The organism is Bradyrhizobium sp. (assembly GCF_004799445.1).
Taxonomy (GTDB): Bacteria; Pseudomonadota; Alphaproteobacteria; order Rhizobiales; family Xanthobacteraceae; genus Bradyrhizobium.
Genome location: NZ_SSNA01000202.1, coordinates 113,797 through 129,059 on the forward strand (window position 1 = coordinate 113,797; position 15,263 = coordinate 129,059).

At 62.9% G+C, this 15,263-nt stretch carries 16 protein-coding genes and 2 tRNA genes; 12 read left to right on the forward strand and 6 right to left on the reverse strand.

The features are described from left to right. Positions 1–70: 70 nt before the first annotated feature. From E8A46_RS26400 to ptsN, 9 genes are all read left to right on the forward strand, one after another. Positions 71–157 (forward strand) — tRNA-Leu (locus E8A46_RS26400). A 111-nt stretch (positions 158–268) separates the two neighbouring features. Further along, entirely contained in the window at positions 269–895 is a 627-nt protein-coding gene (locus tag E8A46_RS26405; protein WP_291567477.1) for a ribonuclease D, read from the forward strand. 144 nt (positions 896–1,039) lie between these two features. Then, the gene (gene lptC, locus E8A46_RS26410) at positions 1,040–1,786 is read left to right on the forward strand and encodes an LPS export ABC transporter periplasmic protein LptC (protein ID WP_291567479.1); all 747 of its coding nucleotides are present in this window, start codon (positions 1,040–1,042) and stop codon (positions 1,784–1,786) included. Between the two features lie 5 nt (positions 1,787–1,791). Then, positions 1,792–2,514 (forward strand): LptA/OstA family protein, encoded by a 723-nt coding sequence (locus tag E8A46_RS26415; RefSeq protein WP_291567481.1) that lies wholly within the window; start codon positions 1,792–1,794, stop codon positions 2,512–2,514. 133 nt (positions 2,515–2,647) lie between these two features. Continuing rightward, on the forward strand, positions 2,648–3,289 hold the full coding sequence (locus E8A46_RS26420) for an LptA/OstA family protein (protein ID WP_291567615.1): 642 nt from the start codon (positions 2,648–2,650) through the stop codon (positions 3,287–3,289). Positions 3,290–3,562: 273 nt separating this feature from the next. After that, the gene (gene lptB, locus E8A46_RS26425; RefSeq protein ID WP_291567482.1) at positions 3,563–4,534 is read left to right on the forward strand and encodes an LPS export ABC transporter ATP-binding protein; all 972 of its coding nucleotides are present in this window, start codon (positions 3,563–3,565) and stop codon (positions 4,532–4,534) included. Between the two features lie 116 nt (positions 4,535–4,650). Further along, a complete protein-coding gene (gene rpoN, locus E8A46_RS26430; RefSeq protein ID WP_291567484.1) occupies positions 4,651–6,297 on the forward strand; it encodes an RNA polymerase factor sigma-54 in 1,647 nt (548 codons plus the stop codon). Between the two features lie 59 nt (positions 6,298–6,356). Continuing rightward, positions 6,357–6,968 (forward strand): ribosome-associated translation inhibitor RaiA, encoded by a 612-nt coding sequence (raiA, locus tag E8A46_RS26435; protein ID WP_291567486.1) that lies wholly within the window; start codon positions 6,357–6,359, stop codon positions 6,966–6,968. A gap of 222 nt (positions 6,969–7,190) precedes the next feature. After that, on the forward strand, positions 7,191–7,652 hold the full coding sequence (ptsN, locus tag E8A46_RS26440) for a PTS IIA-like nitrogen regulatory protein PtsN (protein ID WP_291567488.1): 462 nt from the start codon (positions 7,191–7,193) through the stop codon (positions 7,650–7,652). A 162-nt stretch (positions 7,653–7,814) separates the two neighbouring features. On the opposite strand, the gene E8A46_RS26445 is transcribed toward ptsN, so the two are convergent. The 6 genes from E8A46_RS26445 to E8A46_RS26470 all read right to left on the reverse strand — a co-directional run bounded on the left by E8A46_RS26445 (position 7,815) and on the right by E8A46_RS26470 (position 11,016). Then, entirely contained in the window at positions 7,815–8,081 is a 267-nt protein-coding gene (locus E8A46_RS26445; RefSeq protein WP_291567490.1) for a DUF1150 domain-containing protein, read from the reverse strand. Positions 8,082–8,132: 51 nt separating this feature from the next. Next, entirely contained in the window at positions 8,133–8,558 is a 426-nt protein-coding gene (locus E8A46_RS26450; protein WP_291567492.1) for an Hsp20 family protein, read from the reverse strand. 200 nt (positions 8,559–8,758) lie between these two features. Beyond that, entirely contained in the window at positions 8,759–9,964 is a 1,206-nt protein-coding gene (locus E8A46_RS26455) for a CaiB/BaiF CoA-transferase family protein (RefSeq protein ID WP_291567494.1), read from the reverse strand. A 52-nt stretch (positions 9,965–10,016) separates the two neighbouring features. Further along, positions 10,017–10,253, reverse strand: coding sequence for a GIY-YIG nuclease family protein (locus E8A46_RS26460; protein ID WP_291567496.1), 237 nt, complete (start codon positions 10,251–10,253; stop codon positions 10,017–10,019). Between the two features lie 139 nt (positions 10,254–10,392). Continuing rightward, a tRNA-Ala gene (locus E8A46_RS26465) sits at positions 10,393–10,468 on the reverse strand. A gap of 122 nt (positions 10,469–10,590) precedes the next feature. Further along, positions 10,591–11,016, reverse strand: coding sequence for a TIGR02300 family protein (locus E8A46_RS26470; protein WP_291567498.1), 426 nt, complete (start codon positions 11,014–11,016; stop codon positions 10,591–10,593). 147 nt (positions 11,017–11,163) lie between these two features. Between E8A46_RS26470 and aroA the strand changes: the two genes are divergently transcribed. The 3 genes from aroA (at position 11,164) to rpsA (ending at position 15,087) form a co-directional block, all read left to right on the forward strand. Beyond that, positions 11,164–12,513: a 3-phosphoshikimate 1-carboxyvinyltransferase gene (gene aroA / locus E8A46_RS26475; protein ID WP_291567500.1), complete on the forward strand. Its 1,350-nt coding sequence runs from the start codon at positions 11,164–11,166 to the stop codon at positions 12,511–12,513. Then, positions 12,510–13,148 (forward strand): (d)CMP kinase, encoded by a 639-nt coding sequence (gene cmk, locus E8A46_RS26480; RefSeq protein WP_291567502.1) that lies wholly within the window; start codon positions 12,510–12,512, stop codon positions 13,146–13,148. The genes aroA and cmk overlap by 4 nt, the downstream gene beginning before the upstream one ends. Before the next feature lie 235 nt (positions 13,149–13,383). Then, positions 13,384–15,087, forward strand: a complete 1,704-nt coding sequence (gene rpsA / locus E8A46_RS26485) for a 30S ribosomal protein S1 (RefSeq protein ID WP_291567503.1) — start codon at positions 13,384–13,386, stop codon at positions 15,085–15,087. Positions 15,088–15,263 lie beyond the last annotated feature (176 nt).

Below are 15,263 nucleotides of genomic sequence, written 5' to 3' on the forward strand. Positions count from 1 at the left end.
AATGCGCCAGAAATAAGCCGCGTCGCGCCAATTTGACAAGCGTGCGACCGATCCGTACTAACCGGCCCGGGCCCAGGTGGCGGAATTGGTAGACGCGCTGGCTTCAGGTGCCAGTGGCTTAACGGCCGTGAAGGTTCGAGTCCTTTCCTGGGCACCATTTGTGCTTGGATGCCCACCCTGCTGTCGATCCGGGCGCACCACGCGCTCGCCTCTTTCGAATTTGGGCGGTAGTTTGGGCCGCAACGATTCGAAAAGGTCCGAAAACACCATGACCGTACGCCTGCACCGCGGCGATCTGCCCGATCTCACCCGCTACACCGACTCGGTGGCGATCGATACCGAGACCATGGGGCTGCATCCGCATCGCGATAGGCTCTGCGTGGTGCAGCTGTCGAGCGGCGACGGCAGTGCCGATGTCGTCCAGATCCCCAAGGATCATGGCAAGGGCCCAGCCGACGCGCCGAACCTGAAGGCGCTGCTCGCCAACCCGAAAATCACCAAGATTTTTCATTTCGCGCGGTTTGATCTTGCCGCGCTCTACAACGCCTTCGGCGTGATGCCACAGCCGGTCTATTGCACCAAGATCGCTTCGCGTCTGACCCGCACCTACACCGATCGCCACGGCCTGAAGGACCTGGTGCGCGAAGTCCTCAACATCGATCTGTCGAAGCAGCAGCAATCGAGCGATTGGGGCGCGCAGATGCTGAGCGAGGCCCAGCTGGCCTATGCGGCTTCCGACGTGTTGCATCTGCATGGTTTGCGCGAACGGCTCGACGCCATGCTCGCGCGCGAGGGCCGCCTCGGGTTGGCGCAAGCCTGCTTCGAATTCCTGCCGACCCGGGCAAAGCTCGATCTGCAGGGCTGGGACACCGAGGACATTTTCGCGCATTCGTGAGCCGAGACGGCCTTTCAGGCGTCGTATCAGCCGCTTGCCAGTCACTTGCGCCCCGTTTCGGACACACTCCTAGCACGAGGTTCCGGCTGCGCGACCCGGCGATCCCGGGTAGAATGATCAGGTCTCGCTTCGCCTGGAGCAGTGGTGAATTCGGTTCAGAATCCTGCCTATCAAGCCGGAATGGAAGCGCGCTTTGCCATCGCCGCACGCCACAGCCGGATCGTGCGGGTACTGCGCGTTGCGGTGCCCGCGGCAGTGATCGTGTCGATGGCGGCGATCGTGATGGTGTCGATCTTCAATCCGTTCCGGATGCTGTTGCCCAAGCTGCCGCTCGATATGGGAAACCTCGTGGTCTCCGGCACCAAGATCACGATGGAGTCGCCGCATCTGGCGGGCTACACGCCGGACCGGCGGCCCTACGAAGTCTGGGCAAAAACCGCGACCCAGGATGTGACCGATCCGGATCACGTTGATCTCAAGACGTTGCGGGCGAAGGTCCTGATGGAGGATCAATCGACCGTGACGCTGGACGCGCTCAACGGGCTGATGGATACCAAGCAGCAATTGCTCGATTTGCATAAGGATATCTACTTGCAGACCAGTACGGGCTATGAGGCATGGCTGAGCCAGGCCTTCGTCGACATGGGCAAGGGTACGGTGACGTCGGACGAACATGTCGATGTGAAATGGGCGGACGGAACGCTGTCCGCCGACAAGATGAAGATCACCGGCGGCGGGGAAGTGGTGAGGTTCGACGGCCACGTCGTGATGAACATCGACAAGCTGCCGCCCGCCGAGAGCGCGCCGGAGCCGCCCGCCGCGCCGGCGCCCGAACCGACGCGTCCCGCCCGGACGCACTCGGTTTCCAGCAAGCCCGCCAACCCCAAATGATCTTGATGAGAATTTTTCCGTCCAGCAACCTGATACGGCGGATCGCGCTTGGCGGCTGTTGTGCCGCCCTTGCGCTGGCCACGGTCGCTGCCGTTGAAGCGGCCGCACAGAGCGCGGTGACCGGCGTGCCCAATGCGATGCAGGGCTTTTCGCAGAACCGCGACCAGCCGATCCAGATCGAAGCCGCCACGCTGGAAATGCGCGACAAGAAAAAGGAAGCGACCTTCGCCGGCAATGTGAAGGTGGTGCAGGGCGACACCACCATGACGTCGAAGACGCTGGTGGTGTTCTACGAATCGAACTCGGCTACGCCAGCGCCGGCGCCCAATTCGGGGCCGGCGCCGGGTTCGAAGTCGGCGGCAAAATCGGCCCCGATCCAGTCCGCGACCCCTGGCCCCGGCGGCAGCTCGTCGATCAAGCGGCTGGAGGCGAAGGGCAACGTGGTTGTGACCCAGAAGGATCAGGTGGTGACCGGCGAGACCGCGGTCTTCGACACCAAGACCAACCTCGTTACCATGCTCGGAGGGGTGGTGTTGACCCAGGGCAAGAATGTGCTCCGCGGCGATCGGCTGCTGGTCGACATGACCACGGGCGTATCGCGGGTGGAATCCGACTCCGGCCGCGTGCAGGGCCTGTTTCAGTCGTCGGGCCAGGGCGGCTCGCCGCTCCCCGGTGCTTCGCCATCGCCGACCCCGACGGGGTCCGCGGGCGCAAATAAACCAAAATAATATCAATCGCTCATGGCGTCTTTGTCTCGAAGTCCGCCAATCCGAAATGATTTTCGTCATGATGGTTCGTCCAAGCATCCGTGGATTTGGTCGGGTTTCGGGGCGGGCCCGCGCGGCCGTCATTGTTCTTGCGATGAGCTCGGGTGAAGCCCACGCACAGAGCGCGGTGACCGGCGTGCCCAATGCGATGCAGGGCTTTTCGCAGAACCGCGACCAGCCGATCCAGATCGAAGCCGCCACGCTTGAGATGCGCGACAAGAAAAAGGAAGCGACCTTCGCCGGCAACGTGAAAGTAGTGCAGGGCGACACCACCATGACGTCGAAGACGCTGGTGGTGTTTTACGAATCGAGCTCGGCCACAGCAGCGCCGGCGCCCAATTCGGCGCCGGCGCCGGGTTCGAAGTCCGCGGCCAAATCGGCCCCGATCCAGTCCGCGACCCCTGGCCCCGGCGGCAGCTCGTCGATCAAGCGGTTGGAGGCGAGAGGCAATGTGGTCGTGACCCAGAAGGATCAGGTTGTGACCGGCAACACCGCCGTCTTCGACACCACGACCAATCTGATCACCATGCTCGGAGGGGTGGTGCTGACCCAATGCAAGAATGTGCTGCGTGGTGATCGCCTGTTCGTGGACATGACTACGGGCGTTTCGCGGGTGGAATCCGACAGCGGAAAGGTCCAAGGCCTGTTCATCCAGTCGGGAAAAGACTGCAGGTCCGCCTCGCCAGGTTCGGGATCACCTCTACGCACCCTCGGCCCCTCAAGTAAACCCAAATAATATCAGTAGCTTGCAAACTTGTCGCCGTGGACGAGGTTGAAGCCCGCAGCCTGAGCCTGTATCTGCTTACTGACACAGGGAAGTGCATGGTTCCCTATCGCCAAACCGCTGACACTTTGGCGGGTCATGCACTGGCGCGGTGATCCACCCCTCAAATCGAGGGTGTTTCGCTGGGCAAGGAACATCCATTCCGTCATGTTGCATGTTGCGCGGGGCGCGCGCGAATCGCCGCGGCGGGTCGCGGAACACCGTGAAAGGCTGAGCGAAGCGGGAATGGTGGATTTACTCGGCATGTTCCGTCGCCGCCCGGCGAAGCGCAGTTCGCCGGGATTTGCTCGCACGCGCGCGGATATCACCGCGCTCGGCGATACCATGGGCGAGATGCTGACAAGCCCGGTGCGCGACGCGCCGCCCTTGGCCCGCGCCGCACCGGTACAAAAACTGGACCTGCCCCGGGCCGAAAAGCCGCGGCCCTCGCCAGCCAAGACCAACGGTGCAACGGCGCCGCGGCCCGTGCCACGGGCGGGCTATCTGGCTGTGCATAGCGTGGAAAAGAGCTTCGGCACCCGTCAGGTCGTGCGCGGTGTCAGCATCTACGTCCGTCGCGGCGAGGCGGTGGGTTTGCTGGGCCCCAACGGTGCCGGCAAGACCACGGTCTTCTATATGATTACCGGCCTGATCAAGGCCGATCGCGGCAGCATCGAGCTCGACGGCCACGACGTCACCAAGCTGCCGATGTATCAGCGCGCCCGGCTCGGCATCGGTTACCTGCCGCAGGAAGCGTCGATCTTCCGCGGCCTCACGGTGGAGCAGAATATCCGCGCCGTGCTGGAGGTCGTCGAGCCCTCGAAGAAAAAGCGCGAAGCCGAACTCAATTCCCTGCTCGACGAATTCAACATCACGCGGTTGCGAAAAACGCCGTCAATTGCCCTGTCGGGCGGCGAGCGGCGCCGCGTCGAGATCGCGCGCGCGCTGGCAACCCGTCCCAACTACATGCTGCTCGACGAACCGTTCGCCGGCATCGATCCGATCGCGGTCGGCGACATTCAGGATCTCGTCCGCCATCTCACCAATCGCGGCATCGGCGTGTTGATCACCGACCACAATGTGCGGGAAACGCTGGGACTGACGGATCGTGCCTATATCGTCTATGCGGGGGAGATCCTGACCGAGGGGTCGCCGGATGAGATCGTCAACGACCCGGACGTGCGCCGCCTTTACCTTGGCGAGGAATTCCGGCTTTAGCCTTGGCGGAAAACCTGCCCTCTAGTCTTTTTTTCCAATACGTCAAGCCGTGTACATCGGCTTTCGACTAGTTTAAGCAAGAATCGGACCAACTTTTGGGATCGGTTCTTGTCTCCATGGCGCTGACGCAGAGATTAGAGTTCCGCCAGTCGCAGTCGCTGGTGATGACGCCGCAGCTGATGCAGGCAATCAAGCTGCTGCAGCTGTCGAATCTCGATCTGTCGGCCTTTGTCGAGGAGGAACTGGAGCGGAATCCGCTGCTGGAACGCGCCAGCGACGGTTCCGAGGCGCCGGTGGCGGGCGAGCCGGCGCCGGAGCGGGCTGAATTCTCCGATTCCGACGAATTTGGCGCCGGTGGCGACGACGCAGGCGGCGAGCCCAGCGGCTCCGCCGGTGAAACCTTCGAGCCGGCCCAGGAAGAGTGGATGAACCGCGAACTCGGCAGCCGTGCCGAGATCGAGCAGACCCTCGACACCCCGCTCGACAACGTGTTTTCCGAGGAACCCGCGGAGGCCGCGGCGCGCACCGCGCAGGATGCGGCGCCGACCGCGTATACCGAATGGGGCGGCGGCGCCTCCAACGATGACAGCTATAACCTCGAAGCCTTCGTCGCCGCCGAGGTGACGCTCGGCGGCCATCTTGCCGAGCAACTGGCGGTGGCTTTCGCCGACCCGGCGCAGCGCATGATCGGCCAGTACCTGATCGACCTCGTCGATGAAGCGGGTTATCTGCCGCCGGATCTCGGCCAGGCCGCCGAGCGGCTCGGCGCGTCGCAGAAAGACGTCGAGGCGGTGCTGGCGGTGCTGCAGAAATTCGATCCGCCCGGCGTCTGCGCACGAAGCTTGAGCGAGTGCCTGGCGATCCAGCTGCGCGAACTCAATCGTTACGACCCTGCGATGCAGGCGCTCGTCGAACACCTCGATCTCCTGGCAAAGCGCGATATCGCCGCGTTGCGAAAATTGTGCGGGGTCGATGACGAAGACATCACCGATATGATCGGCGAAATTCGCCGTCTCAATCCGAAACCGGGATTGAAATTCGGATCGGCGCGGACGCAGACCATGGTGCCGGACGTCTACGTTCGGCCCGGGCCCGATGGCGGCTGGCATGTCGAACTCAACAGCGACACGTTGCCGCGTGTGCTGGTCAACCAGATCTATTACACCGAACTGTCGAAGACGATCCGCAAGGACGGCGACAAATCCTATTTCAGCGATTGCCTGCAGAACGCGACCTGGCTGGTGCGCGCGCTCGATCAGCGCGCCCGCACCATCCTCAAGGTCGCAACCGAGATCGTGCGCCAGCAGGATGGCTTCTTTACCCACGGCGTCGCGCATTTGAGGCCGCTCAACCTCAAGGCCGTCGCGGACGCGATCCAGATGCATGAATCGACGGTGTCGCGGGTCACCGCCAACAAATACATGGCGACCAATCGCGGCAGCTTCGAGCTGAAATACTTCTTCACCGCTTCGATTGCGTCGGCCGACGGCGGCGAAGCCCATTCGGCGGAGGCGGTTCGTCACCACATCAAGCAATTGATCGATGCGGAAGAACCCGCGACGATCCTTTCGGACGACACCATCGTGGAACGATTGCGCGAATCGGGCATTGATATCGCCCGTCGCACCGTCGCGAAATACCGCGAAGCGATGCGAATTCCCTCGTCGGTGCAGCGCCGACGCGACAAGCAAAGCATGCTTGGTAACGCGCTGTCGGCGCCCGCCGCATCCTCGGACCGGTCCCGGGATACGCAGCCCGCCTGATTGCGTCCCGGCGAAATCGGAATAGTGTCAACTCCGCTCAAAGAATCGAGGCAGCAACCATGACTCTCCGGATTTCGGGAAAAAGCATCAGTGTCGGCGACGCGCTGCGCGGGCGGGTCAGCGAGCGCACCGATGAGGTGCTGCGCAAATATTTCGATGGCAACTATTCCGGCCACATCACGCTGAGCAAGGACGGCTTCGGATTTCGCACCGATTGCGCGCTGCATCTGGATTCCGGAATCACGCTCGAGGCCGATTCCAATGCTGCGGATGCCTATGCCAGCGCCGACCAGGCGTTGCTGATGATCGAAAAGCGGCTGCGGCGCTACAAGAGCCGGCTGAAGGATCGCTCGGCCCGAAAGTCGCACGCGGAAGCGGTGGCGATGGTTGAGTTGACGGCCCCCACCCTGGATGCCCCGAGCTATGTGATTGAGGCGCCCGCGGGAGACGAGGAGCACGACGAGACCGGTTACAGCCCGGTGATCATCGCCGAGGCGACGACGTCCCTGAAGCGGATGTCGGTAAGCCAGGCGGTGATGGAACTGGACTTGACCGGCGCGGCCTGCCTGGTGTTCCAGCACGGATCGAGCGGCCGGGTGAATATCATTTACCGCCGTCCCGACGGCAATGTCGGCTGGATCGATCCCCCTGTGGTTAACTCCGGGGGGTAGCGGCCGATCGGCATTGACGCCCACCGGACCCCTCCCTATGGTCCGCGCCCTTAACGATAGGGGCCGGGAATAACGCCACGGGTGTTGGCACTGCTCTTGCGTTGGAGTAGAAGCCCCCCAATTAGGACCGGGCGGTAGGCCGCCGTTCCCGCCCTATCTTGTTGATGCCGCCCGCTGAACCCTGTTTCGCAACCTGACGGTCAATTTACCTCGGAACGCCCCATGACGATTACCGATCTGGTCGCACCCGAGGCGATTCTCCCGGCGTTGAAGGTCAACAGCAAGAAGCAGGCGCTCCAGGAACTGGCGGCGCGGGCAGCCAGCCTGACCGGCCAGAACGAGCGTTCGATCTTTGAGGTGCTGCTGCAGCGGGAAAAGCTGGGAACCACCGCGGTCGGCTACGGCGTCGCCATCCCGCACGGCAAGCTCCCCAAACTGGAAAAGCTGTTCGGCCTGTTTGCCCGCCTCGAACGCCCGATCGATTTCGAGGCGATGGATGGCCAGCCGGTCGATCTGGTATTCCTGCTGCTGGCGCCGGAAGGTGCGGGCGCCGATCACCTGAAAGCGCTGGCGCGGATCGCGCGGCTGTTGCGCGATCAGGACGTCGCCAAGAAGCTGCGGGCCTCGCGCGATGGCCCGGCGATCTATTCGGTGCTGGCGCTGCCGCCGGCGACAGCGGCCTAGCAAGCGCCGCCATTATCGCCGGAAACAGCAATGTGCCTCGCGCAGATGGCGTGGGCTCGTCTGCGCTAACGGCATTCCATGTTTTTTGAAAAACAGATCTGACGGAGACAGCGGATACGCGGGATCACGCCCGCGTATGACACATCTCCGGATCCCGCCGCGTCAGTGGACGCTGACGGCCTGCAGTTCGTTGCTCCAGGCATTCGCGATCGCGGCTTCCCGGCTGTCGGTCAGCATGATCGGCGTGCCGTCGGCGGCGTGCAGCGCAAACAGTTTCAGGCCCGGCGCGATCTTGGGCGCCTGCGGAAACAGCCCCGGAACGTCCTCGGAACGGATCTGCTTCACATAGGCGATATGGCCCTCGCCCAGGCTCGCCAGCGCCTCCGGGGAAACCCCTGCCGATTCAAACACCACTTCAACTTCAGTCATGGTCTCGACTCCTCTATTAGCTTAAGCGGTCGAGTCCGCTACTCGTTCCCATTATTCGTGCTCATTGATAGCGATTGTCTTAACGACCTTTTCCGGCTCCGGCCGGGCCAGCTCGATCGACAACAGCCCGTTTTTCAGGTCCGCGCCCAGCACCTGCATCCCCTCTGCCAGCACGAAGGTGCGCTGGAAGTGGCGCGCGGCGATGCCGCGATGGATGTATTGCCGGGCCTTGTCGTCCTGCTGGCGGCCCCGGATCACGAGCTGGTTTTCCTCAATGGTTACATCGAGTTGGTCACGGGTAAATCCCGCCACCGCGAGCGTGATGCACAAGCGTTCAGGCTGACCGTTGGCGCGGTCGCAGCGCTCGATGTTGTAGGGAGGATAACCGTCGGCGCCTTTGACGACGCGATCGAGCACACGCTCAATTTCGTCGAATCCCAGCAAGAACGGACTGGATAACGAAGGAACACGAGACATATTTTCGCAAAGCCCTCTCGAAGCGACTTTGAAGTTTCAGGGCCCTTGCGGCGCCCCAACGTGATCGGATGGCGAATTGGCCCGCCGATCAATCACCAATATGGGCATATTTTAGGGGTGTTCAAGCACCCCCAACGCCACCCTTGCGGGCGAGCGCGCCGGAAGATGCTGCGGCGCGTCGACGCGGCGGGTCGAGGGGTTTAGCGCCTGCGTTCGCTGCCGCAGACAACCCCCTTGGCGATCAGCGCGTCGATCTCGCCTTCGGAATACCCGAACTCCGTCAGCACCTCGCTGGTGTGTTGGCTGAATTTGGGCGGAACGCTGCGCAGGCTTGGCTTGCTGCGTTCAAGACGGATGGGCGAGGCCACCCCCTTGTACCAATCCTTTTCGATGACGTCGCCGCGATGGATGGTGTGGGCGCTGGTCAGGGCCTGGTCGATCGACTGCACCGGCCCGGCTGGCAGGCCCGCGGCGAGCAGGCGATCGCACAGCGGCTCGGCGTCGTGCTGGCTGAACACGGCGGCGAGTTCGGTGCGCAATGCGTCGCGGTTGGCGATGCGATCCTTGTTGCGCGCAAAGCGTGGATCGGTGCCGAGTTCGGGTTTGCCGATCTCCTTACAGAGCTTGCGGAAGGTCGCGTCATTGCCGACGCCGATGAAGATATTGGCGGTGCGGGTCGGGAAGATCGCATAGGGCACGAGATTGGGATGCTCGTTGCCGGTGAGCTGCGGCGGCTTGCCGTGCATGAAATAATTCGCGGCATGCGGATGCATGATCGAAAGGCCGGTTTCATACAGCGTGGTTTCGAGAAACTGTCCGAGGCCTGATCGCTGCCGTTCCGACAGCGCCATCAGGATGCCGATCGCCGCGTACAGCCCGGTGGAGATATCCACCAGCGGAACGCCGATCCGCATCGGGCCGGATTGCGGCGAGCCGGTCGCGGCGATCATTCCGGTCATGGCCTGAATGATGGCGTCGTAGCCGGGATTGCCGCCGCGCGGACCGTCGGCGCCGAAACCCGAGATGCGGCAGTGAACCAGTTTCGGAAATCTTGCGCGCAACACGTCGTTGCCGATGCCCCATTTGTCGAGCGTGCCGGGCTTGAAATTCTCGATCAGGACGTCGGCGCCCTCGAGCATCTTCATCAGCACGGCGCGGCCGCCTTCTGAAGCCAGATCGAGCCCGATCGAACGCTTGTTGCGGTTGATGCCGACATAGTAGGCCGCGTCCTCGCCATGGAACGGCGGTCCCCAGTCGCGCACTTCGTCGCCGGCCGGCGGCTCGACCTTGATCACGTCGGCGCCGTGATCGGCGAGGATTTGCGTGCAGTAGGGCCCGCCGAGAACCCGCGTGAGGTCGATCACGCGCAATCCGGTCATCGCGCCGGGAGCATTTTCGGTTGTCATCAGTGGTTTCTTGCGAAGTTGCGGAGAAGGGTGTCGTTGTGAGTTTAAATCATCACAGCCGCGTCTTCGCAAATGCCCGGCCGGACCCCGACTCAAGGTCCTTCTCGAAAGCAATCGCCCGCTTTTCGTCACTGAAAGCGACGTAAGTCTTCAATAGCCAAGGCCTGTACTTCGAAGTATGCGATACCTCGCCGGCGTTGTGTTTCGCTAATCGCGCCGGCACGTCATCGGTAAGACCAGCGTAGAAATGGTCGGAATCGTGACTTTCGAGGATATAGACGTATTTCATAAGCTTCGGGTTCGCGGCGACAGGATATGCCGAGGCCCGTCTTCGCCCTGCGGGCTACGACGCGGCAGCCTTCGTTTGCTTCGCTACGATGGGCAGGCACGTGGCTTGCCGAGCCGTAGCTTGCGAAGCAAGCGAAGGCTGGTGGAGCCAGGCGGGATCGAACCGCCGACCTCTTGCATGCCATGCAAGCGCTCTCCCAGCTGAGCTATGGCCCCTTAACTCTCGCTAGAGCACAATCAATTCGGAAAACCGGTACGCACTTTTCCGGATCATGCCCAGCCCACGCGCCTTTGGGCGGCGCGTTGCGCAAAACCCTGAACACAGTTCAGGGCCGATCTCAAGTCTCCTCGTCGCCGCCGACGTCGCCGATGATATCGGTGACGTCCTCGTCGCCTTCTTCCTCGTCGGCGATGAAGGTCGAATCATCGTCATCGTCGCCTTCGATGGTCTCGTCGATCTCGATATCGTCTTCCGATTCGGGAACGACGGCCTTGACCTTGCCGGTGTTCTCCTCGGCGTCGGCTTCCTCGAGCGGCACCAACTCCTCGGCCTCTACCGGCTCCGGCGTGGCTTCGGCGGCGGAAGCCGCCGCAGCGGCGCTGGCGCGCGCGGCGGCGTCGGCCCTTGTCCGGGGCGGGGGAATCGGCGCGATCGGCACCACCTCGCCGGTATAGGGTGAGATCACCGGGCTCTTGTTGAGGTCGTAAAACTTCTTACCCGTCGTCGGGCAAATGCGTTTGGTTCCGAGATCGGATTTGGCCACGTGTGGAATCCTGGGAATTTTCTGAAAAACGGTGCTTCACTTGGCTAGTTGGTGCGCCGCTGTCAATAGCGCTTTATGGAAGATGGACGGTCGGCGTGACGCGGTGCGTCCCATGTGATACCTGCCGCCCTCGCAGAGGACACAATCTTGACCCATTCGGATCGCCTTGCCGATCATAAGACGCCGCTGGAAGCCCGTTCGAGCGGATCCCTGACCGGGAAGGTCCGGGTTCCCGGCGACAAGTCGATTTCGCACCGGGCCCTGATTTTGGGCGCGCTGGCGGTTGGCGAAACCCGCATATCGGGCCTGCTTGAGGGCGAAGACGTGCTGAATACCGCCAAAGCCATGCGGGCTTTGGGCGCAAAAGTGGTGCGGACCGGAGATTTTGCCTGGTCGGTGCGGGGCGTGGGGGTGGCGGGGTTGGCCCAGCCGGACGCTCCGCTCGATTTCGGCAATTCCGGCACCGGCTGCCGGTTGGTGATGGGCGCGGTCGCCGGCTGCCCGATCACGGCGGTTTTCGATGGCGACGCATCGTTGCGCTCAAGGCCAATGCGAAGGGTGCTTGATCCCCTGGAATTGATGGGCGCGCGGGTCGGCTCCAGCGGGCCTGGCGGCCGCCTGCCGCTGACGCTGAGCGGCGCACGCGACCCGTTGCCGATCCTCTACCGCACGCCGGTGGCCTCGGCCCAGATCAAATCCGCGGTGCTGCTGGCTGGGCTGGCGGCTCCAGGGATCACCACCGTGATAGAAACCGAGGCCAGCCGCGACCACACCGAACTGATGCTCAGGCATTTCGGGGCGCAGATCACCTCCCTGCCGGAAGGCCGCCACGGCCGCAGAATCGCGCTGACAGGCCAGCCCGAACTGCATGGCGCCGAGGTCGTGGTGCCGGCCGATCCGTCGTCGGCGGCATTCCCGATCGTGGCCGCCTTGATCGTGGAAGGCTCGGACCTGGTTCTGTCTGATGTCATGACCAATCCGCTGCGCACCGGGCTATTCACGACGCTGCGCGAGATGGGCGGCTCGATCGAGCAAAGCCTGGTTCGCGACGATGCCGGCGAACCGATGGCGCAGCTTCGGGTGCGCGCCTCGAAACTGCGCGGCGTCGAGGTGCCCCCCGAACGCGCGCCCTCGATGATCGACGAGTATCTGGTGCTGGCGGTGGCGGCGGGCTTCGCCGAGGGCACCACGATCATGCGCGGCCTGAAGGAATTGCGCGTCAAGGAATCCGACCGGCTGGAAGCGACCGCCGCGATGCTGCGCGTCAACGGCGTCAAGGTCGAGATCTCGGGGGATGATTTGATCGTCGAAGGCAAGGGCCATGTCCCCGGCGATGGCCTGGTCGCCACCCATATGGATCATCGCATCGCGATGTCGGCGCTGGTGATGGGTCTTGCCGCCGACAAGCCGGTCAGGGTCGATGACACCGGCTTCATCGCCACCAGCTTTCCCGATTTCATCCCGATGATGCGCGCGATTGGGGCGGAGTTCTCATGATCATCGCCATCGACGGACCGGCCGCGTCGGGCAAGGGCACGCTGGGCAAGCGGCTCGCCAGGCATTACGGCTATCGTCATCTCGATACCGGCGTGATCTACCGGGCGGTCGCCAAGGCGATGTTGGACGCCGGGGCCGACCTGACCGACGAGGTACTCGCCGTCTCCGCGGCCCTCGAGCTTGATCCCGAGAAGTTCGGAAATCCGGCGCTCAAGACCCAGGCGGTGGGCGACGCTGCCTCGGTGGTGTCGGCGATTCCGAAGGTGCGGGAGGTGCTGTTGAACTTCCAGCGGCAGTTCGCCGCCGATCCGCCGGGCGCCGTGCTCGATGGCCGCGACATCGGAACCGTGATCTGTCCGGACGCCGACGTGAAAATCTTCGTGTTAGCCGACCCCAGGGTCCGCGCCCGCCGCCGGACCCTGGAAGCGCGGGCGCGGGGCGAGGACGCCGACGAGGCCGCCGTGCTGGCCGATATCCTCAGGCGCGACGAGCGCGACCAGAACCGGGCCGTGGCGCCTTTAAAACCGGCCGCAGATGCTTACTTGCTCGACAACTCCCATTTGGATATAGAAGGCGGCGTCCGGGCCGCCATCGACATTGTCGAGGCCGTCCGAGCGGGCCGGCAGCGGGTCTGAGCGCTTTCAGACGAAACCGCTGCCGTCATTGGAGGAAAGCCCGCTCCAGGCTTCGAGATCGACACGCTCAAGGTTCCGGACAAAACAAATCAACGTATCGAACGTGCAGGCAAGCTGCCGGCCCGCTCTCGCGATTTTTTGCGAGGCGGTCGTTAGGGTTTGCGGACCTCTAACCCTTCACGCCCGATACGCCCCTTAACCCGAATGGCCGGCAATACCCGCATCTGGAGAACAAATGGCTTCGACTGCTACCTCCTATAATCCTTCCCGCGACGATTTTGCCGCCATGCTCGACGAGTCCTTCGCCGGCGGCAACCTGCAGGAAAGCTCCGTCATCAAGGGCATCGTTGTTGCGATCGAGAAGGACATGGCCGTCATCGACGTCGGCCTGAAGACCGAAGGCCGTGTGGCGCTGCGTGAATTCGCAGGACCCGGCCGCGAAAGCGAACTCAAGGTCGGCGACGAGGTCGAGGTGTTTCTCGACCGCATCGAGAATGCGCTCGGCGAGGCCGTGCTGTCGCGCGACAAGGCGCGCCGCGAGGAAAGCTGGGGCAAGCTCGAGAAGGCCTTCAACAACAACGAGAAGGTTCACGGCGTCATCTTCAATCAGGTCAAGGGCGGCTTCACCGTCGATCTCGACGGCGCGGTCGCCTTCCTGCCGCGTTCGCAGGTCGACATCCGCCCGATTCGCGACGTCGCGCCGCTGATGAACAATTCGCAGCCGTTCCAGATTCTCAAGATGGATCGCCGCCGCGGCAACATCGTGGTGTCGCGCCGCACGGTTCTGGAAGAGACCCGCGCCGAACAGCGCCAGGAACTGGTGCAGAACCTCGAAGAGGGGCAGGTCATCGACGGGGTCGTCAAGAACATCACCGATTACGGCGCGTTCGTCGATCTCGGCGGCATCGACGGCCTGTTGCACGTCACCGATATCGCCTGGCGCCGGGTCAATCACCCGACCGAGGTTTTGACCATCGGCCAGACCGTGAAGGTCAAGATCATCAAGATCAACCACGAGACCCACCGCATCTCGCTCGGCATGAAGCAGTTGCTGGACGATCCGTGGCAGGGCATCGAGGCGAAGTATCCGCTCAATGCCCGCTTCACCGGCCGCGTCACCAACATCACCGACTACGGCGCGTTCGTCGAACTGGAGCCGGGCATCGAAGGCCTGATCCACGTTTCGGAGATGTCGTGGACCAAGAAGAACATGCATCCCGGCAAGATCGTCTCGACCTCGCAGGAAGTCGAAGTGCAGGTTCTCGAAGTCGATTCGGTCAAGCGCCGGATTTCACTTGGCCTCAAGCAGACCATGCGCAACCCCTGGGAAGTGTTCGTCGAGAAATTCCCGGTCGGCTCCACGGTCGAAGGCGAGGTCAAGAACAAGACCGAGTTCGGTCTGTTCCTCGGGCTCGAGGGCGATGTCGACGGCATGGTCCATCTGTCCGACCTCGACTGGAAGGTTCCGGGCGAGCAGGTGATCGACAACTTCAAGAAGGGCGACATGGTCAAGGCCGTGGTGCTCGATGTCGATGTCGAGAAGGAGCGCATCTCGCTCGGCGTCAAGCAGCTCGAAGGCGATCCGTTCGCCGAACCCGGCGACGTCAAGAAGGGCGCGGTCGTGACCTGCGAAGTACTCGAAGTGAAGGAAAGCGGCATCGAGGTGAAGATCGCCGGTACCGACTTCACCACCTTCATCAAGCGGTCCGAACTCGCCCGTGACCGCAACGATCAGCGCGCCGAGCGTTTCGCCGTCGGCGAAAAGGTCGATGCGCGGGTGATCCAGTTCGACAAGAAGGCCCGCAAGGTGCAGGTCTCGATCAAGGCGCTGGAAGTCGCCGAAGAGAAGGAGGCCATCGCGCAGTACGGCTCCTCCGATTCGGGCGCGACGCTCGGCGACATTCTCGGCACCGCGCTCAAGCAGCGCACCGACAAGTAAGTCTTTCGGCTCTCTGCCTCATCAAACGGGCCCCGGTTTCGACCGGGGCCTTTTTTATTCTCGGTGTACCGCGCGGTCATCTCCCTTCTCCCCCAGGGGGAGAGGGTGTTAGGGGCCTTGTTTTCTTCATATTGCACCGCAATTGATGTAATCAGGGCACGAGATATTAGGGGTAT